The 20,183-nt window shown below is 35.9% G+C and carries 19 protein-coding genes; 12 read left to right on the top strand and 7 right to left on the bottom strand.

Annotated elements, in window-relative coordinates; translation table 11 throughout:
* The 3 genes from CGC52_RS03340 to rimO form a co-directional block, all read right to left on the bottom strand.
* The gene (locus CGC52_RS03340; RefSeq protein WP_095893417.1) at positions 1–876 is read right to left on the bottom strand and encodes a nucleoside phosphorylase; all 876 of its coding nucleotides are present in this window, start codon (positions 874–876) and stop codon (positions 1–3) included.
* A gap of 340 nt (positions 877–1,216) precedes the next feature.
* Positions 1,217–1,651, bottom strand: coding sequence for a DUF3127 domain-containing protein (locus tag CGC52_RS03335; RefSeq protein WP_042344513.1), 435 nt, complete (start codon positions 1,649–1,651; stop codon positions 1,217–1,219).
* Between the two features lie 96 nt (positions 1,652–1,747).
* A complete protein-coding gene (gene rimO, locus CGC52_RS03330; RefSeq protein WP_095893416.1) occupies positions 1,748–3,055 on the bottom strand; it encodes a 30S ribosomal protein S12 methylthiotransferase RimO in 1,308 nt (435 codons plus the stop codon).
* Between the two features lie 260 nt (positions 3,056–3,315).
* Between rimO and CGC52_RS03325 the strand changes: the two genes are divergently transcribed.
* The 5 genes from CGC52_RS03325 to CGC52_RS03305 all read left to right on the top strand — a co-directional run bounded on the left by CGC52_RS03325 (position 3,316) and on the right by CGC52_RS03305 (position 9,295).
* Positions 3,316–4,017: a 5'-methylthioadenosine/adenosylhomocysteine nucleosidase gene (locus tag CGC52_RS03325; RefSeq protein WP_042009371.1), complete on the top strand. Its 702-nt coding sequence runs from the start codon at positions 3,316–3,318 to the stop codon at positions 4,015–4,017.
* Entirely contained in the window at positions 4,018–4,494 is a 477-nt protein-coding gene (locus tag CGC52_RS03320; RefSeq protein ID WP_095893415.1) for a regulatory protein RecX, read from the top strand.
* 25 nt (positions 4,495–4,519) lie between these two features.
* The gene (locus CGC52_RS03315) at positions 4,520–5,782 is read left to right on the top strand and encodes a mechanosensitive ion channel family protein (RefSeq protein ID WP_042009369.1); all 1,263 of its coding nucleotides are present in this window, start codon (positions 4,520–4,522) and stop codon (positions 5,780–5,782) included.
* A gap of 134 nt (positions 5,783–5,916) precedes the next feature.
* Positions 5,917–8,034, top strand: a complete 2,118-nt coding sequence (locus tag CGC52_RS03310; protein ID WP_095893414.1) for a translation factor GTPase family protein — start codon at positions 5,917–5,919, stop codon at positions 8,032–8,034.
* A 193-nt stretch (positions 8,035–8,227) separates the two neighbouring features.
* On the top strand, positions 8,228–9,295 hold the full coding sequence (locus CGC52_RS03305; protein WP_095893413.1) for a DUF2891 domain-containing protein: 1,068 nt from the start codon (positions 8,228–8,230) through the stop codon (positions 9,293–9,295).
* Positions 9,296–9,359: 64 nt separating this feature from the next.
* Here CGC52_RS03305 and rhaD read toward each other — a convergent pair whose 3' ends face one another.
* Positions 9,360–10,172, bottom strand: coding sequence for a rhamnulose-1-phosphate aldolase (rhaD, locus tag CGC52_RS03300; RefSeq protein WP_042346709.1), 813 nt, complete (start codon positions 10,170–10,172; stop codon positions 9,360–9,362).
* A 197-nt stretch (positions 10,173–10,369) separates the two neighbouring features.
* Between rhaD and CGC52_RS03295 the strand changes: the two genes are divergently transcribed.
* Positions 10,370–10,756 (top strand): di-heme oxidoredictase family protein, encoded by a 387-nt coding sequence (locus CGC52_RS03295; protein ID WP_255395919.1) that lies wholly within the window; start codon positions 10,370–10,372, stop codon positions 10,754–10,756.
* A gap of 563 nt (positions 10,757–11,319) precedes the next feature.
* Here the strand turns inward: CGC52_RS03295 and CGC52_RS03285 are convergent.
* On the bottom strand, positions 11,320–11,805 hold the full coding sequence (locus CGC52_RS03285) for a tetratricopeptide repeat protein (RefSeq protein ID WP_042009362.1): 486 nt from the start codon (positions 11,803–11,805) through the stop codon (positions 11,320–11,322).
* A 1-nt stretch (position 11,806) separates the two neighbouring features.
* Entirely contained in the window at positions 11,807–12,403 is a 597-nt protein-coding gene (locus tag CGC52_RS03280) for a superoxide dismutase (RefSeq protein ID WP_042009361.1), read from the bottom strand.
* A gap of 471 nt (positions 12,404–12,874) precedes the next feature.
* Here CGC52_RS03280 and nhaA point away from each other — a divergent pair, with 471 nt between their 5' ends.
* Positions 12,875–14,209: a Na+/H+ antiporter NhaA gene (nhaA, locus tag CGC52_RS03270; RefSeq protein ID WP_042009358.1), complete on the top strand. Its 1,335-nt coding sequence runs from the start codon at positions 12,875–12,877 to the stop codon at positions 14,207–14,209.
* Between the two features lie 244 nt (positions 14,210–14,453).
* Here nhaA and CGC52_RS03265 read toward each other — a convergent pair whose 3' ends face one another.
* Positions 14,454–15,395, bottom strand: a complete 942-nt coding sequence (locus CGC52_RS03265) for a GSCFA domain-containing protein (protein ID WP_095893412.1) — start codon at positions 15,393–15,395, stop codon at positions 14,454–14,456.
* A 112-nt stretch (positions 15,396–15,507) separates the two neighbouring features.
* Here CGC52_RS03265 and CGC52_RS03260 point away from each other — a divergent pair, with 112 nt between their 5' ends.
* From CGC52_RS03260 to rpsJ, 5 genes are all read left to right on the top strand, one after another.
* Positions 15,508–16,380, top strand: coding sequence for a bile acid:sodium symporter family protein (locus tag CGC52_RS03260; protein WP_042344525.1), 873 nt, complete (start codon positions 15,508–15,510; stop codon positions 16,378–16,380).
* Between the two features lie 418 nt (positions 16,381–16,798).
* Positions 16,799–17,212, top strand: a complete 414-nt coding sequence (gene rpsL / locus CGC52_RS03255) for a 30S ribosomal protein S12 (RefSeq protein ID WP_002679283.1) — start codon at positions 16,799–16,801, stop codon at positions 17,210–17,212.
* A gap of 25 nt (positions 17,213–17,237) precedes the next feature.
* Positions 17,238–17,714 (top strand): 30S ribosomal protein S7, encoded by a 477-nt coding sequence (gene rpsG / locus CGC52_RS03250; RefSeq protein WP_042009352.1) that lies wholly within the window; start codon positions 17,238–17,240, stop codon positions 17,712–17,714.
* Between the two features lie 8 nt (positions 17,715–17,722).
* On the top strand, positions 17,723–19,843 hold the full coding sequence (fusA, locus tag CGC52_RS03245; protein WP_042009350.1) for an elongation factor G: 2,121 nt from the start codon (positions 17,723–17,725) through the stop codon (positions 19,841–19,843).
* 11 nt (positions 19,844–19,854) lie between these two features.
* Entirely contained in the window at positions 19,855–20,163 is a 309-nt protein-coding gene (rpsJ, locus tag CGC52_RS03240; RefSeq protein ID WP_042009348.1) for a 30S ribosomal protein S10, read from the top strand.
* Positions 20,164–20,183 lie beyond the last annotated feature (20 nt).

The following is a 20,183-nucleotide window of genomic DNA, read 5'->3' as shown; positions in this document are numbered from 1 at the left end:
TTAAACGTTTTTGGCTATTTGGTTCAATCCGAAATGAATCAATTTTTCAACTGCTTTTTGAGTATCTTCAACAAATGTTTGTGTAGCTCGGTTAGCAATGATAACATTCAGTGAAACGGCTTGATGCCCTAACAACTTTGACAGTCCGTAGATGGCTGATGTTTCCATTTCTAAATTAGTCATTCGATGCCCGTTGTGGTTAAAACTGTGCAATTTATCATTCAATTGAGCATCTTGTACTTGCAATCGCAACACGCGTCCTTGTGGACCATAAAACCCAGGAGCCGTTCCTGTGATACCTTCAAAAATTTCGGAAGTTAATAATTTGTTTTTCAGCTCCTGACCACAACCTACGATATATGGACGACCTTTATTTTCACTCCATTGTGTATGCTTGATAAAAGCGTTTTCCATCTCACTTTCAGCCACTTTGTCTAAATCTCGATAGCTGTGCATCATATTATCCATTCCCAACCCGTAGGAGGATAGCACAATACTTTCCACTGGGATGTCAGCCTGTAAAGAGCCCGAAGTACCAAAACGAATGAAGTTTAATTGTGTATGCTTCTCCTTGATTTGGCGTGTCTGCAAATCAATATTGAAAAGAGCGTCCAATTCATTGATCACAATGTCGATGTTGTCAGGCCCTATTCCTGTGGAAATCACGGACAAACGTTTTCCTTTATAAGTTCCTGTATGTGTACAAAATTCTCTTTTCTGTACCTTATGTTCAATGGTATCGAAATGAGCCGAAATACGTGCCACTCGGTTTTGATCACCAACCAAAATAATGGTGGTAGCAACCTGTTCAGGGGTCAAATCAATGTGATAAATACTCCCCTTCGGACTTAAAATAAGTTCAGATTCTTTTATCATTTTTATTCCGTTTTTTTATAGGGTTTTACTTTATTGAAAGGTTTCCCAAAAAAATTAAAACTCTCCTTTTTGTTCATCAGACGAAGATACGATATTTTTTTTAGAGTATAAAATTAACTCTCAAAAAAAATTATGCGTATTGCCCAAGTTTAGGAGATGTAATAGCGAAAAAAATCTCACACCGATTTGATTTATATTCTTTAAAATCAGTGTGAGATAATTAAAAAATGTCCGAAAAACTAATATTGAGCAAAAACTTGATCTAAAATTTGTGTTATTTAGCAGATTAACAGCTATGTAACATCACTAAATATGGTTTTTCGGACAATTTTGTATGTTGTTAGAATGGTAAATCGTCGTCTATAGCCTCTTGTTGATTCACATTGGTTTGTGCAGGTGGCATTTGCTGAGGAGCTTGTGCGTATGGTTGCCCTCCATAAGGCTGTTGGTAAGGCTCTTGCTGGTAAGGTTGTCCTTGTGGCGGATACTGCTGTGCCATTTCCATATTTTCAATACGCCAACCTTGCAATGAATTGAAATATTTTGCTTCTCCTTGTGGATTTATCCACTCCCGTCCACGTACATTGAAACTGATTCGCACCAACTGTCCCGGTTGAAATGCATCTAATAAGCTACACTTGTCTTGGGTAAATTCAAAAACTACATGCTGAGGGTATTGTTCTTCGGTGGTGATAACGATCTCCCTCTTTTGGAATCCATTTGTTCCAAATTGTTGTATTGGTGATATTAATTTTATACGTCCTTGCAAATCCATAGTATGATATTTTTACGTTCTTAATTTTACAAAAGTAGGGAATTTATATTACAAAAATACAAAGATGCTGAGTGTTTTTTTCTAAATCTGTATGTTTTACAGATTTAAAGGTTCAGCATATAGGTCATAATCAGCTGAATCTATGATTTTTACATCGATAAATTCACCTAATTTCACATAGAATTTTTTAGCGTCAATCAGCACTTCGTTATCCACATCGGGGGAATCGTGTTCGGTACGACCTACAAAGTAATTCCCTTCCTTCCGGTCGATAAGACAACGGAATGTTTTTCCGATTTTTTCTTGATTAAGTTCCCACGAAATTTGTGATTGTAGCTCCATTATATCGTTGGCACGTTGTAATTTAACTTCCTCAGGAACATCATCTTCCAAACTATAAGCATGAGTATTTTCTTCGTGGCTATAGGTGAAACATCCTAAACGATCGAAACGCATTTCTTTTACAAATTCTTTAAGGGTTTCGAAATCCTCTTGCGTTTCTCCAGGGTATCCTACAATCAACGTTGTGCGGATAGCCATTTCTGGAAGTTTTTGTTTAAACTCTTTTAGTAACTTGGTCGTTTTTTCTTTGGTGGTGCCTCTTCGCATACTTTTGAGGATGTTATCTGAAATGTGTTGTAGCGGAATATCCAAATAATTACAAATCTTCGGTTCTTCTTTCATCACATCAATGACATCCATCGGGAAACCTGTCGGAAAGGCATAATGCAAACGAATCCACTCAATACCCTCTACTTTAACTAAGGCACGAAGTAAATCGGCTAATTTTCGTTGCTTGTAAAGGTCTAATCCGTAATAAGTTAGGTCTTGTGCAATCAGAATCAGCTCCTTCACACCTTTGGTTGCGAGTTTTTCGGCTTCCTGAACCAAATCTTCAATGGGAGTGCTACGATGGCTTCCTCGCATTAGCGGAATAGCACAAAAACTACATGGGCGGTCGCAGCCTTCGGCTATTTTAAGGTAGGCATAATTCTTTGGTGTTGTAGTAAGTCGCTCACCGATAAGCTCGTGTTTGTAGTCTGCCCCCAGTACTTTCAACAAAGCAGGTAAGTCGCTAGTACCAAAATACTGATCAACATCAGGGATTTCTTTTTCCAAATCAGGTTTGTAACGTTCGCTTAAACATCCCATCACATAAACCTTGTCCACTAAACCTTCCTCTTTACGTTGCACATAATCTAAAATAGTGTTTACGCTCTCTTCTTTGGCATTATTGATGAATCCGCATGTATTGATAACCACAATATTACCTTCTTTTTCGTGTACAACTTCCTTTCCACCCGCTTTGAGTTGTCCCATCAAAACCTCACTGTCATAAACGTTTTTGGAACATCCTAATGTAACTACGTTTATGACATTTTTCTTTATTGATTTGGTTCTCATTTTTTTGATTTCCCTGTTTTATTTCGGGTGCAAAGGTATTTATTTTTTGTATTTCAATGAAAGGTTTTAATTTAGAAGGAATATAAATTATAAAAAGAAAAGATAATATTATAACTCCTTTAGAAAAAATATTATCAATTGATAAACCAGATATGGAATGAGGAATTCATTTTTTTCTGTGAATCTTATTTTTTAAGACTTCCCACAACCAAATATTTTTTCTACTTTTGTAATTCACTAAATCACAATAAAGGTAAAAGATGAAGATCGGAATCATAGGAGCTATGGAGCTTGAAGTGAGCACATTACGAGCTAAATTAAACAATGTAAAAACAACTAAAATTGGGCGTTTTGAATTTTATGAAGGTGAACTTTACGGACTTTCGGTAGTTGTGTTGCTTTCGGGTATTGGTAAGGTAAGTGCTGCAGTGGGAACAACTTTACTCATAGAACACTTTGAACCTCAATTGATTATAAACACAGGAACAGCAGGAGGATTGGGCGACACTGTTGTTTATGACATTATCTTAGCTGCCGAAGTTCGCCATCACGATGTAGATGTAACGGCTTTTGGTTATGAAATAGGACAACAAGCACAAATGCCTCCAGCTTTTTTACCTGACAAAAAATGGTTTGATTTGGCGAAAAAAGTAGCCGAAAAACACAGTAATCAATTGCATGTGGGAATGGTCGTTAGTGGTGATTCATTCATTTCTGAACCTCAGCGACTAAAAATAATTGAAACGAATTTCCCGAAGGCAAAAGCTGTTGAAATGGAAGCTGCGGCTATTGCTCAAACCTGTTATATGATGAACATACCTTTCATTATGCTTAGAGCTATTTCGGACAAAGCGGGAGAAGGAAATGCGGTTTCCTACGAAACTTTTGTTCACGAGGCGGGAAAACTCTCGGCTGAAATCAATATTGACCTATTAAAATACTTTTCAGAGCTGCAAAATTAAATGGAAACCGTAAAAACATATACCGTTGAGGAAGCTAAGCGAAGAATGGAGCTTTTTTGTGCCTATCAGGAGCGTTATCAAGCAGAGGTAGTCGAGAAACTACGTCAGATGCGGATGATTCCATTGGCAATTGACGAAATTATGGTGTACTTGATTCAAAATAATTTTCTCAATGAAGAACGTTTTGCTAAAAGTTTTGTTCGTGGAAAATTACGTTATAAAAAATGGGGAAAGATTCGTATCAAGCGGGAATTGAAATTCAGAGGATTATCAACTTACATCATCAATTCAGCAATGGAAGAAATTGACGATGAGGAATATGAAGAAATTTTTGATTCTTTAGCCGAGAAAAAACAAGCCGAAATTAAAGAAAAAAGCGTGTACAAAGCCAAAAGAAAATTAGCTGATTATTTGCTTTATCGAGGATGGGAATCGGAATTGGTTTACAACAAGGTTCATGAACTTTACGAAGATTAAAAAGTACTTAAAAATAGGATAAACAATGGAAAGATTAGTATTTTATCGCAAAGAATCCGTGGCATTTTTTGAATCGTACGGGCTTGAAAATCATTGGGCTGTGTTTGTCCAATCCATCGTAATTTTGGTATTAATTTTCACCTTAGCTTATTTGGTTGATAGGGTTTTAACTTTTGTAATGCGTAGGGTTATTCCGAAAATTGTAGGATACACGGCCAATCAATGGGATGATATTTTTATGGAAAATCGCGTATTCTCCAATTTTGCTCATTTCTTCCCGGGTATTTTAATGCAAAATTTACAAGACTTAATATCTTCATCATCAGTTCGTTGGTTTGTATCAACTTTTATTGGTGTCTATTTCATTGTGGTTACTGTTTTGTTTTTAAATGCATTGCTCAATGCCATTCAACAGCTTTTCATTCATTTAAAAGGAGTGAGTGCAATTGTCAAAATATATATCCAATTAGGAAAAGTAGTGTTATATTCTTTAGCGGGGGTAGCCATCATATCCATTTTTGCGAATAAAAATTTTATGGATATTTTAGCAGGATTGGGAGCCATGATTACCATTCTTTTAATCGTTTATAAAGATATGATTATGGGCTTTGTTGCTGGTATTCAGCTTTCGGCAAACAAGATGGTGTACGTAGGTGATTGGGTAGAACTTCCTAAAGATGGTGCAGATGGTATCGTGATAGATATAGGCTTGACTACTGTTAAAGTACAAAATTGGGACAGAACTATCACTACCATACCAACATATAAACTAACGTCTGAATCCTTCACTAACTGGCGAGGAATGCAGGAATCGGATGGACGACGCATCAAACGTCATGTCAATATAGACATGGAATCTATCCATTTTCTGTCGGAAGAAGAGATAAATACTTTCCGAAAGATACGTCTTATATCTGAGTATATTGAGGATAAAATTAAAATCATCAATCAAGTAAACGCTAATGAACCAGAGCAATTTAACCAACGGCGATTGACAAATATCGGTACGTTCCGAAAGTACGTAGAGAATTATTTGCGTGAATCAGGGTATGTGAATTTAGACATGATGTTCTTAGTCAGACAGTTACAAGCTACAGAAAAGGGAGTCCCTATCGAGATTTATATGTTCTCAAAAATTAAAGAATTTATCATTTACGAAGGAATACAATCGGACATTTTTGATCATATTATAGCCATCGTGCCAACGTTTAATCTGCGATTATTTCAAGAACCAACAGGGCATAACTTCTCTGCAATAAGAGAGATTAAAAATCAAACAGCCGAATAAAATACTGCCAAATCAAAAAAAAACTTTATTTTTCTTGCATTGTGTTTAGAAAATTTTGTACCTTTATGGGGTATTTTTAACATAGGTTCTATGCTAAGTATAGAATCTGAACTTAATATAAAAAAATATTCAAAATGAGTTACAACACAAATAATATTCGGAATGCGGTTCTTTTAGGACACGCCGGAAGCGGAAAAACATCGTTGGTAGAAACAATGTTATTTGAATCGGGAGCTACCACCCGAATTGGAAATGTTGAGGAAGGAAATACGGTTTCGGATTTCCATGATATGGAAAAAGATAAAAAACACAGTATTTTCAGTTCACTGATGCATGTGCAATGGGGCGACGTAAAAATAAACTTGATTGACACCCCAGGGTTTGATGATTTTATTGGTGAAGCCATTTCAGGATTAAAAGTTGCTGACACTGCCGTAGTAGTCATCAATGCTAAAGAAGGAATTGAAGTACAAAACGAACTTCATAAAGACTATATTGATGAATTCGGAACGCCCACTCTATTTGTTATCAATCAATTAGATCATGAAAAGGCGAATTTCGACAAATCGCTCCAAGATATCAAAACTACTTTTGGTGATAAAGTCATTGAGATTCAGTTTCCTTACAATATAGATAAAGGCTTTCATAAAATAATCGATGCCCTACGAATGGTAATGTACACTTTCGATGCCAACGGAGGGAAACCTAAAAAAGAGTCCATCCCTGCTGACGTACTCGACCGAGCAAAAGAACTTCATAATAAATTGGTTGAAGTTGCTGCCGAAGAAGAAGAAGGTCTGATGGAAAAATATTTTGATCAAGGAACTCTCAGCGAAGAAGATCTTACCAAAGGATTACAATTAGCCATGGGTAAACAAAACTTCTTCCCCGTCTTTTGTGTTTCATCTAAAGAAAATAAGGGAACAGGACGCGTGATGGGGTTCATTCGAGATATTTGTCCGTCACCTCTGCAACGTCCAGCCAGAATACTACAAAATGGCGATACTCTTGCCCCAAAAGCTGATTTACCGACTTCTATTTTCATCTACAAAACACTGAACGAAGCCCAAATCGGAGAATTGAGCTACTTTAAAGTGTACAGTGGAACACTTAAAACAGGTGACACACTCACAAACCAAATGAATGGCGAAGATGAGCGTATCAATAAAATTTTCGTCGTAAATGGAAAAAACCGCGAAGCTGTCGAGGAATTGGTTGCGGGAGATTTGGGAGTTACCATAAAACTAAAAAATTCACATACTAATAATACACTCAATTCCCAAGGACATGAAGGAGTACAAATCCGAAAAATTAAATTCCCTCAGATGAAAATACGTATGGCTGTGGTACCGCCATCAAAATCAGATTTTGAAAAACTGACCAATGCGTTACATGTTATTCAGGAGGAAGACCCTACCTTTACATTGCAATATTCACCTGAATTGAAACAAACCATCATTCACGGACAAGGGCAAATGCATTTTGATGTGGTGAAACAACGTATAAAATCATTGTACAATATTGACATGGAGCTAATTAGACCAAAAATTCCATATCGTGAAACTATTTCAAAAACAGCAGAAGCTCAATATCGACACAAAAAACAATCAGGAGGAGCTGGACAATTCGCTGAAGTCCATTTACGTATAGAACCTTACGAAGCAGACCGACCGCTCCCTACCGATTTGAATATCAGAAAAGAAGAACTTATCGAATTGCCATGGGGCGGACACCTGCATTTTCTATGGTGCATCGTTGGAGGAAGTATAGACACTCGCTTCATTGGTGCCATCAAAAAAGGAATCATGGCAAAAATGGAAGAAGGGCCTCTCACAGGCTCATATTGCCAAAACATTCGGGTAAGCATTTTCGATGGAAAAATGCACCCAGTGGATTCCAATGACATCGCATTCCAATTGGCAGCATCAGCAGGATTTGCTGAAGCGTTCAAAAATGCTTCACCAAAAATTATGGAGCCTATTTACGAACTCGAAGTACTTTGTGACACCGTAGCTATGGGCGATGTGATGACCGATTTACAAAGTCGCAGAGCTGTAATCACAGGGATTGATAGCGTACGGCAGTATCAGCAAATCAAAGCCTTAGTACCCATTGCCGAAATGTATGGCTACTCCACTTCGTTGCGTTCCATCACTCAAGGAAAATCGAAATTCAACCGACATCTATGGGGGTATCAAGTGATGACCCATGAGGTTCAAGAGAAATTGCTGTTATCAGGAATTAAGGAATAATTATAAAGGATTGATAAAGTAAAGTGTTTTTCGCAGGAAATAAGAGAATTACATTTACTTTTTATCTAAACTTTGTCGTACATTTGTATTCATTGAAAAAGAATATGAACATACGACAAAGTTTTTAACTTTTATGTTTTACATTGTTATTCATTTTTTATAACAAAATATTTTGTAATAATCTGAATTGAATATGAAAAAAATAATTTTAGGAATGTTGTTATTTCCTCTATGGGGAATCGCACAAGAGGTTGTTTTCACCACCCAAATAGCCGAGAAGTTAGCAAGTTTGCCTCTACATTGCATTGAAGAAGAATATCCAAACAAAACCGGACATGGCATCAATGCGGAAAAAGACGCTCGACTAACTCCCCGCGAGTTACATCCTGTTTTTTACGGTTGCTACGATTGGCATAGCTCTGTCCATGGTCATTGGATGTTGGTTAGAATTTTAGAGACAATGCCCGAAATAGCTAATCGAGAAATCATCGAAACGGTATTGGATAAATCATTTAATAAGAAAAAAATGGAAGCCGAAGCTGCTTATTTCACTACATACAAAGGAGCTACTACATTTGAACGTACCTATGGCTGGGCATGGATTCTAAAATTGGACGAGGAGTTAGCCAAAGCAAAACACCCTAAGGCAAAACAATGGCATGATAATTTGAGTCCCTTAACTCAAAAAATAAAACAACTTTGGTTAGATTTTCTTCCCAAACAAACTTATCCTAATCGTACGGGTGTACATCCTAATTCAGCATTTGCGATGGGATTTGCCATTGATTGGGCAAGAACGGTTGGCGATAAAAATTTTGAAAATCAACTTATTGAAAAGTCGAAAGCTTTTTACTTAAAAGATAAAAATATCCCTGCCTATTTAGAACCTAATGGCAGTGATTTCTTTTCACCAAGTTTGGAAACTGCCAATTTGATGCGACGTATACTACCTAAAAAAGAGTTTACAAAATGGTTAAATCAGTTTTATGACAAGCGTAGCTTAAACAACATCAAAGAATTACCAATTATCAGTGATTTGAACGATTATCAAATTGTGCATTTGGTGGGATTGTCCTTTTCGAGAGCATGGTGTATGAAAGCTATTGCTAAAGAGCTACCTCGGAATCATCGCTTGAAAAAGGAATTTGATTTATCTTCTAAAAAACTATTAAACAATGCTTTACCATTAGTTTTCCAAGGTAATTACGGAGGAAGTCATTGGTTAGCGAGTTTTGCAGTGTACGCATTGAGCGAGTTCTAAGTATAAAAAAACAGTCCCAAAAAAATTAGTAAAAACTCTTGGGACTGCTAACTCCCTTGAAAAATTACTTTTTACCTAAAAAAAGGCGTTCCAATTCATCCAACTGCTGGTCGTTCATTCCTTGTGGTTCAAAACCTGCAGCCCACGCCATCAACAGCATTTTAGCTCCTTTATTTGCAACATCCAAGTAGTCAAAGGCTCGTACCACATCTTCACCGGTAGCTAACACACCGTGTTTTTCCCAGAGAATAACATCATGGGTTTTAAGTCCTTCGATAGTAATATCGGCTAAACTCTCTGTACCCGAAAGTGCATACGGACAGCAATGTACTCCATTTGGAACGAACACCCTAATTTCAGGGCATAATTTCCACAATGAATGATTTAACTTGGCTTCATTGTAAAATAAGTCATGGTGGCTCAGTACAATAAGTTCGATAGCATGGGTATGTAACACTGTTTTATGTGTAGGTTTGTACTTTTGATTGAAACAGTGAATTTTAACATGTGAAATCAGTTCACTCGTAGGTGCAAAAGCTTCACCTTTTCCTCCCCAAATTATTGCATACGAATCAGCAGTTTCGTTAATATGCAAAATACAAGCCGTTTTGTTAATATCGTGGATTAATGATCGTAAATAACGTCCTGTTCCCGTCACAAAAATGACTTTTCCCGCCGATTCTTTGGGAAGTTGCACACATGGCACATACTTTTTCGGCGTGGAATTAATCAACTCTTCGGTGAAGTGATCCGTCAAATCTATCGAAATGTTTCCAGCATTGCGCTCTGCCCACTCACGTTGCCATAGATAACTCGCTACTTCGCTTACTTTTTTAATTTCTTTTCTAACTGACTTTGGTAACTCCTTAGTTTTCATGTATTTTATGTGTTTTTTTAAAATTATTATACATAAGTTCAACCCCACAAAGTTACAAAATATCTTTTGAATTAAAAATGATCAAGATCATAATTTTAAGCGTTGATATTTTAGAGTAAGAAGCAGTGTTCACTAATTTGTAATATCTCAACCGTTTCACAAATTGGAAGGATACAATAAAACTATCTTTCTAAGATATTCATTTTTTACATTTAATTTCTAACTATATACATGATAAAAGGTTAGTTATGTGGTTACAAGGGAGCAGCCCTATCAAAGCATTAGCAAACCAAACATTTTATCCATATACAGATATGCTTTTGCACGATATGGGCGAAGATTTGGCAGATGGTCGTCCAGACTTTTTAGCCAACGGGAATGAATGGAAAACACGTCCGCTTTGGGGTATTGGATTACAATTTTTAGTAAATGGGCATACCGAATTTCTTCACGATGGACGTGCTAAAAACGTAACCGAAGCCATTTTATGGCACGGAGGAGAAGCTAAAGATACCAAAGAAAAATTCAAACAACTCTCAAAAAAAGACCGAGAAGATTTATTGGAGTTTATAAATTCAATATAAAAACTGTTTAAAGACACCTCCTACTTTATTCTCAAATACAGTATTACCTGTTAAGTTGTGTTTACTGTTTTTGGGAATGTTTATTATAAATTTTTCTCTATATATTCCTTAAATAGTGTTCACTAACTGATTTTTCGAGATGAGTATGAAATCACAAACAAGTGCAGAGTATTAAAACACTGCACTTGTTATTTTTTGTCTGAAGCTGATTGAGACCTTTGTAAGAACCATTTTCTGGGCCAATTTAATCAAAATTATTTCTGTTTTTTTTTGCTTTTTCAATTTTGAGGTTTTGTTCTAAATAGAATAAAGTTTTTTAAGATATATTTTGTGTGTAAAAAAGTCTTTTCGAGAGCATCTTTGTATGTACTAAAAAGACAAGAGCAGTAATAGGTAGGGTTGAGAATCGCGTTTCAGAACAAAATACAGAATAATTAATAATCAATCATTTATTATCTTTATTTCTTATTTTTTATCTTGTAAAGGGAGCTCATTTAGGTAATTTGTCCCCAATACTTAGTATTCCTTTTTGAATGAGTTGTAATTGTTCCTTCTGAACCAGTTTAATTGAATTGCACATAATCAAATGTTTTTATATTTTGTAAATTATATTTTGTTGTTTGATTTTTTAAATAAGTCAAGAAAGCATCTGTTCTTGATGTTTTAACATTACTTTTTTGAGTAAAACTAAGGTAGTTTAGAACAGATTTTCTTAATTCTTTTTGAATACTCTCTTTTTCATAATTCTTTTCATAAAGATGTAAAAGAAAATATATAGCCTTTTGCAGTATCTCTTCGGCTCTGTTCAAGTCCTTAACTTCTTGATAACAATTTGCCAAATTGTAACACGAAATAGTATACACTTGTACGAAAGGCACTTTCATACGAATACAGTCTTGCAAATTATTGCTGAGTACTTCGGCTCTGTACAAGGCATTGAGATAGCTATCCAAAGCCAGTTCGTACTTTTCTTGATTGAAAAAATTATTAGCCTCTTCGGTTAGTAACTTCCAATAATTTTCTATGTGATTTATACAAATATCGCTCATATTATTTCAGATTTTGGTTAGCAAAATTCCAGTTCACTAATTCCCAGAAACCTTCCACGAATTTAGGTCTTGCATTTCGGTAATCAATATAGTAAGCGTGTTCCCATACATCAATGGTGAGAATAGGCGTTTTGTTTTCCGTAAGCGGAGTATAGGCATCTTTCATTGGCAGAATTTCTAGTTTTCCTTCTTGATTTTGAGCCAGCCAAGCCCAACCTGCACCGAATAATTTTACAGCAATGGTAGAGAATTGTTCTTTAAAATTTTCAAAACTTCCGAAATCGCGGTGGATGAGTTCGGCTATTTTTCCCGTAGGATTTTTTCCGCCATCGGGCGACAGGCAATTCCAAAAAAAGGAGTGATTCCAATGTTGAGCTGCATTGTTAAAGATGGCTACATTGTTTTCGGCGTGGCTTTTTCGGATGATGTCCACGATGTCTTTTTCCTCCCATTCGGTATCTTTTACCAATCCTGCAAGGTTGTTTACATAGGCAGCGTGATGCTTCCCGTAGTGATAGTCAAAAGTTTCTTCGGTAATAATCGGGTTTAGAGCGTTTTTATCATACGGAAGCTCTGGAAGTGTGTGATTAATTTTCATTTTACTTACAATTAAATTAGTTAGTTTATTGGTTTTTAGTTTTTTAATATTATCAGTCTCTTATTTTTTTAGATTAGCAAAAATAATAATTTAGACTTATCTAAAAAATAAAAATAGTAATTTTTTTATTTATTTTCATAATATAGTTTTTAATAAATTGTAAACCAAATATATAGAATAATTTTTAGTGAATAAAACAGCTTTACTTATTAATTTGTATTAAGTTTTTTTGTTTTATTTTTAATGGCATTTCCATGCATTCGTTATTTTCTAAATCACATTCTCAATATTCCTTTTATGTTACAGCATACCCTTCATATGGTCAAAAAATATTCCTTTGAAAAACAAATATTTACTACGGAAATAACTACTTTGTGGAAAAAAAACAGAGGAATTAATCGTTTTTTTTGGGAAAAAATTAGTACTTTTACCGAAACTAATTGTTCATAAACAATATTATGTATAGTACTTATGGAAAAATATCTATTTGACCGTTTAACCTCTCCAATTTATAAATTCACAAAACAGGCGAAATCGGGAGGTATTGTTTTGGGAATCAACGTAATTCTCGCTTTATTTTTAGCAAACTCTCCATGGTCTGATTCCTATTTTCATTTTTTTGAGCATCATTTCGGATTTGTTTTTGATGGGGAACCCTATTTAAATTTTACGGTTCATCATTGGATAAACGACGGATTGATGTCTTTGTTTTTCTTTGTTGTTGGTTTGGAACTGAAACGAGAAATTGTAGCAGGTGAGTTGTCAAATCCTCGTGAAGCGATGCTACCGATTGCGGCAGCTCTGGGAGGAATGATTGTACCCGCTATCATTTATTTAGCTTTAAATCCTTCAGGAGAAGCCCATAGTGGATGGGGAATCCCTATGGCAACGGATATAGCTTTCTCATTAGCAGTGCTTTATCTTTTGGGAGATAAAATTCCATTATCATTGAAGGTGTTTTTGACAGCCTTGGCTATAGTTGATGATTTGGGAGCCGTATTGGTAATTGCATTTTTCTATACATCTGAAATATCATTCGCTAACTTAGGTTTAGGTTTTGCATTGTTATTCTTACTTTATTTAGGAAAACGCATAGGCATACGTCATGTGTTGTTCTACGCTTTGATCGGAATTGTCGTTTGGATTGCTTTCTTGCTTTCAGGTGTACACGCTACCATATCGGCTGTTTTAGTTGCTTTTATGATTCCAACCGATGTGCAGATGAAGGAAAGCGAATTTGTTCATAACATTCAAAGTTATTTAAAAAGATTCAAGCGTTTAGACCCTAATAACACGCGTCCAACATTGACAGAAAAGCAACTACATCTTTTAGAAAAAGTGAGTATTGACACCCGCAGATCAATACCTCCACTACAACGACTTGAACACGCTATGCACCCATTCGTAACCTTTGTCGTGATTCCGATTTTCGCTTTGGCAAATGCAGGAGTTTCTTTGGATATTGAGTTAAGCACACTTTTTGAAACTAATGTGGCTCTTGGTGTTGCTTTGGGCTTATTTTTCGGAAAAGTGATTGGTGTTGTAAGTTTTACCTTATTGATGGTAAAATTAGGGCTGGGAACTTTCCCTCGAGGAATGAATTTACGTAATTTGTTTGGTTTGGGACTTTTAGCTGCTATTGGGTTTACTATGTCGTTATTTGTTACCACTTTGGCATTTAAGAATCCTATGCTCATTGATCAAGCTAAAATCGGAATTTTTGCAGCATCACTGTTTGGTGGTATATGTGGATACTTAGTGTTAAATAAGAAAGAAAAAGATAAGATAGAAGTTGAAGAAGTGTAGAATAAGTCCATAATTTTTCGTTTTTATCATAAAGAAAAGGCCATCTTATAATTTAGATAGCCTTTCTTGTTTTTTACTAATTTAAAAAGGATAAACTCTCGTCTACATCTATATAGACGATAAAAAAAGTCAAATGTTACAAAAAAAATGATTTTTTTTTTGAATATTTTTTATGCTCTCATTCATTGATAAGGAGAGTAAAGAATTACGGAGTTCAAATTATGTAAACTTTTTACCAAAAAGTTTAAAACTCCACAAATGGAAATCGTTTTTTCAGTAGAGTTATTTTTTTATGTAGTTGTTCTTGAAAAGAGATGAAAGACTTACTGTTGGTGTTAAATGGACGGTGTTGTAATCTTTTTTGGATAGCGTCAACTTCTTTCAATATAGATAGACAATCTGGAGAGAAGTAGCTTTCAGTAAAACGTTTCCAAATGTAGTCAATAGCTACATCAGATGGGTGTAACATATCATCGGCATAAAAACGATAATCCCGAAGTTCATCCATCATAATTTCGTAGGCCGGGAAATAGGAAGTATGACTACTTTTTTTGATAACAGAATGTAGAGAGCTTATTAATAGAGATTTACTAATATTATTCTCAGTGAATCCGTCTTTTAAGTGTCGCACGGGCGAAATGGTACAGATACAATGAATTTTTGGATTTATAATATTAACTAATTGAAATATAGATTGTAAGCTATTCTCTATTTCTGAGAAAGAAAGCAATCGTTTTGAAAAATGTTGTTGTGGAACCTTGTGGCAATTAGCAACTACTTTTCCCGTTTCATGCGTGTAAACCCAAGCAGTTCCGAGCGTAATAAAAATAAAATCAGATGATTGTAAAGCCTTTTGTGAGATTATTAATTGCTGGTTGGCTCGTTCCACAGCAGAATCTAATGTTGGTTGGCTCAATTCGGAATGTAGGTCAAAGCAGAGCCATTTATCATCATGAAAAAAGAAATCTTTTTCTGTAAATAATTCATTTTTAACAGATTTACGAATAACCTTTTCAATGGCCAACGGATGAAATAAAATCCCAAACGGATTAGAAACTGTTCGCATTTTGTGATAGCCTAATTTCTTAGCCATATTTAATGAAAAGCAAGAACCAAAACTGACAATTTTAGATTCAAATTGGATTTGAGCTTTATTAGGGTGGATGGGAACGATGGTTCTGAACATTCTTTTTTTGGGCAAAGATACGTTTTTTTCAAAAATAGATGATAACGAGATAAATAAACAAAAAAAAGTACGTACTTTTGCCAACCGTTTTCAGAAAAAAAATATATAAGAGATGGATTTAATAGATCAATTGATGTCAGCCGTATTGATGCTGGTAACCTTTGCGATTGGTAGTTCCTTAAAATTCAAGGATTTTGAAAACATATTTACTCATGCAAAGGCTTTTACAGTAGGGTTGACTGCACAGATGGTTTTTCTACCTCTGTTAGCTTTTGCAATAGCCTACTTTTCGGATTTACCTCCAGCATTAAAAGTAGGATTAATCATTGTAGCCATATGCCCTGGTGGAACTACCTCTAATTTTGTTTCCTATTTAGTTAATGCTGATACAGCTTTGGCGGTAGCTTTAACTTCAATCAACAGTTTGTTGATGTTTTTCACCATACCAACTCTTACCAACCTTGGTATTTCGATTTTTATGCACAGTTCATCTGAGTTTTCTCTATCAATGACCGAAACCTTTTGGGAAGTAAGCAAAATCATCATCATACCCGCATTTTTAGGACTGTTGTTCAATCGCTATTATCCGAATTTAGCTCTAAAAATAAAAATCCCCTTAAAGATTATCAATACGATTTTATTAGGATTGGTATTTATTATTAAATTTTTCGCTGATCAGGAATCAGGAGGAACAGGTATTGTGTTTGAGGAAATTCTAAGCATATTGCCCTATGCCTTAGCAATACATTTGCTTTCCATGGTGCTCAGCTACATCATATCAAAAAAGACCTTTGGTATATCGAACGTACAAGCAACTACCATAGGTATTGAGGTAGGATTACAAAACACTGTACTTGCCATATATATCGCTGGATTGGTGCAAAGCGTAGAAATGGCAAAACCAGCGTTAGTTTATGCCATGTTCTCCTTTTTCACAACATTAGCCTTCGCTTTCATAGTGATGGGACGAAGATATAATCAATGATAAACAACCAGATGTGTAAGGTTGTATATTTTACGTTACTTTTTAAAGATTTATTTAACCACAGTCAATCAAAAGGAGAAAGAATAATCGTTTAAAGGTTATTTTCGTACCTCAAAGATTAACTGTAATAAACAAGAAGCAGAAAAACTGACTAAAAATTGAAAAAAGTTACAAAAACAACTTTTTTTATTTTTTTAACAAAACAACTTTTTTTAATATTCTGTTTATTAAGTTCTTATGCTTTTTTGTTTATAAACAAGTTCTGTTTTTTTATTACAGAAATAAGATGAAAGAGGGTAGGGGATTAGATGTTGTACATAAATTAAAGTATTGATTTCTTGGTGTTTTAAAAATAAAACAATACTTTTGCACCCTCAATTAACGGGAGAATTAATTAAATTATTTTATAAATTAAATTATGCCAACAATTTCACAGTTAGTACGAAAAGGAAGAACCAGAATTACCAAGAAGAGTAAATCGGTTGCTTTGGATTCGTGTCCTCAACGTAGAGGAGTGTGTACGCGTGTTTACACCACAACACCTAAAAAACCAAACTCAGCGATGCGTAAAGTTGCTCGTGTACGTTTGACAAATGGTAATGAGGTGAACGCTTACATTCCAGGAGAAGGACATAACCTCCAAGAGCACTCGATAGTATTGGTACGAGGCGGAAGGGTTAAAGATTTGCCTGGTGTTCGATACCACATCGTTCGTGGTGCGTTAGACACAGCGGGAGTAGCAGGAAGAACGCAACGTCGTTCTAAATATGGGGCTAAACGTCCAAAACCAGGACAAGCAGCAGCAGCTCCAGCAAAAGGTAAGAAAAAGTAATTAAAAATCTTTTAACTAAGAAAAAATGAGAAAAAGACAGGCTAAGAAAAGACCTCTTTTACCAGATCCGAAATTTAATGACCAATTAGTTACGCGTTTTGTAAACAATCTAATGTGGGATGGTAAAAAGTCAGTGGCTTTTAAAGTGTTCTATGATGCTCTTGATATCGTAGATCAGAAGAAAAACAACGAAGAAAAAACAGCTTTGGAAGTGTGGAAAGACGCTCTAACGAACGTAATGCCTCACGTTGAGGTACGTTCTCGCCGTGTAGGAGGGGCAACATTCCAAATTCCTATGCAAATCAGACCTGATAGAAAAGTGTCAATGGCTATGAAATGGTTGATTGGTTATGCTCGTAAAAGAAATGAGAAATCAATGGCTCAAAAATTAGCTGGAGAAATTTTGTCAGCAGCAAAAGAAGAAGGTGCGGCTGTTAAGAAAAGAATGGATACGCACAAAATGGCAGAAGCAAACAAAGCATTCTCACACTTTAGATTTTAGTATATAATATGGCAAGAGATTTACAATATACAAGAAACATTGGAATTGCGGCTCACATTGACGCAGGAAAAACTACGACAACGGAGCGTATCCTATTCTATACAGGAAAGACACATAAATTAGGAGAAGTTCACGATGGAGCTTCAACAATGGACTGGATGGAGCAAGAGGCTGAGCGTGGAATCACTATCCAATCAGCTGCAACCACTTGTACGTGGAACTTCCCAACAGAAAACGGAAAACCAACAGCAGATGCCAAAGAATATCACTTCAATATCATTGATACCCCAGGTCACGTGGATTTTACCGTTGAGGTAAACCGCTCATTGCGTGTATTGGATGGTTTGGTGTTTTTGTTTAGTGCTGTTGATGGTGTTGAACCTCAATCAGAAACTAACTGGCGTTTGGCAGATAACTACAAAGTGCCACGTATTGGTTTCGTAAACAAAATGGACAGACAAGGAGCTAACTTCTTGAACGTTTGTAACCAAGTGAAAGAAATGTTAAAATCAAACGCTGTGCCTATTGTATTGCCTATAGGAGATGAGGTTGATTTTAAAGGAGTAGTTGACTTGGTAAAAAATCGTGCTATTGTTTGGCATGAGGACACACAGGGAGCTACATTTGATGTAGTAGAAATCCCTGAGGAGATGAAAGACGAAGTGCATCAATATCGCTCTCAATTGATTGAAGAGGTTGCTGCTTATGATGAAGGTCTTCTAGAAAAATATATGGAAGATGAAAATTCTATCACAGAAGAAGAAGTACATAAAGCGTTAAGAGCTGCTGTGATGGATATGGCAATCATCCCGATGGTGTGTGGTTCTTCTTTCAAAAATAAAGGTGTTCAGTTTATGTTGGATACGGTATGTCGTTACTTACCTTCTCCTTTAGACAAAGAAGCTATTGAGGGAACGCACCCTGATACAGGAGTTGTAGCTTTAAGAAAACCATCAGTAGAAGCACCTTTTGCGGCATTAGCATTTAAGATTGCTACAGACCCTTATGTTGGTCGTTTGGCGTTCTTCCGTGCTTATTCTGGACATTTGGATGCAGGTACCTACGTATTGAACGCTCGTTCAGGAAATAAAGAACGTATTTCTCGTATCTACCAAATGCACGCTAACAAACAAAATCCAATTGAATTTATTGAAGCTGGAGATATCGGGGCAGCGGTAGGTTTTAAAGATATCAAAACAGGAGATACTCTTTGTGATGAAAAACACCCAATCGTATTAGAGTCTATGGTATTCCCAGATCCAGTGATTGGTATTGCTATTGAGCCTAAAACAAAAGCAGATGTTGATAAAATGGGTATGGCATTAGCTAAATTAGCTGAGGAGGATCCAACATTCCAAGTAAAAACTGATCAGGCTTCTGGGCAAACTATCATCTCAGGTATGGGAGAGCTTCACTTAGATATTATCGTTGACCGTTTGAAACGTGAGTTTAAAGTTGAAGTTAACCAAGGACAACCACAAGTAGAGTACAAAGAAGCTCTTACAGCGGTAGCTAACCATCGTGAGGTTTACAAAAAACAATCAGGTGGACGTGGTAAGTTTGCAGATATTGTCTTCCGCATGGAACCAGCAGATGAAGGTAAAGTAGGCTTAGAGTTTATCAACGAAATTAAAGGAGGAAATATTCCAAAAGAGTATATCCCATCTGTTGAGAAAGGATTCAAAGAGGCTATGAAAAATGGACCTTTGGCTGGATTTGAAATGGATGCAATGAAAATTACTTTGGTGGATGGTTCGTTCCACGCAGTCGATTCAGATTCATTGTCATTCGAGTTGGCAGCTAAATTAGGTTACAAAGAAGCTGCTCGAGCTGCAAAAGCGGTGTTGATGGAGCCTATTATGAAACTAGAAGTTATCACTCCAGAAGAAAATATGGGTGATATCGTAGGAGACTTGAACCGTCGTCGTGGACAAGTAAACAACATGGATGATAGAAATGGAGCAAAAGTTATCAAAGCAAGCGTTCCATTATCAGAAATGTTTGGTTACGTAACTTCATTGCGTACATTATCATCAGGTCGTGCAACATCAACAATGGAGTTTTCTCACTACGCTGAAACTCCGTCGAATATTGCAGAAGAAGTTATTAAAAAAGCAAAAGGTAACTAATTTTTAAGGAAATGAGCAGTCAAAAAATCAGAATAAAATTGAAATCTTACGATCATAGCTTAGTTGACAAATCAGCTGAGAAGATTGTAAAAACAGTAAAAGCAACAGGAGCGGTAGTAACAGGGCCAATTCCATTACCAACGCACAAAAAAATATTTACTGTATTGCGTTCTCCCCACGTGAATAAGAAATCACGTGAGCAGTTTCAGTTGAGCTCTCACAAACGTCTTTTAGACATCTATAGCTCTTCATCAAAAACTATTGACGCTTTGATGAAATTGGAATTGCCAAGTGGAGTAGAAGTTGAAATCAAAGTTTGATAACTTCTAACAAGAGCGTA

The sequence above is a fragment of the Capnocytophaga sp. H2931 genome (assembly GCF_002302535.1).
Lineage (GTDB): Bacteria > Bacteroidota > Bacteroidia > Flavobacteriales > Flavobacteriaceae > Capnocytophaga > Capnocytophaga canis.
The sequence above is the reverse complement of the archived record's forward strand: the minus strand, read 5'-3'. Positions and strand labels throughout refer to the sequence as shown.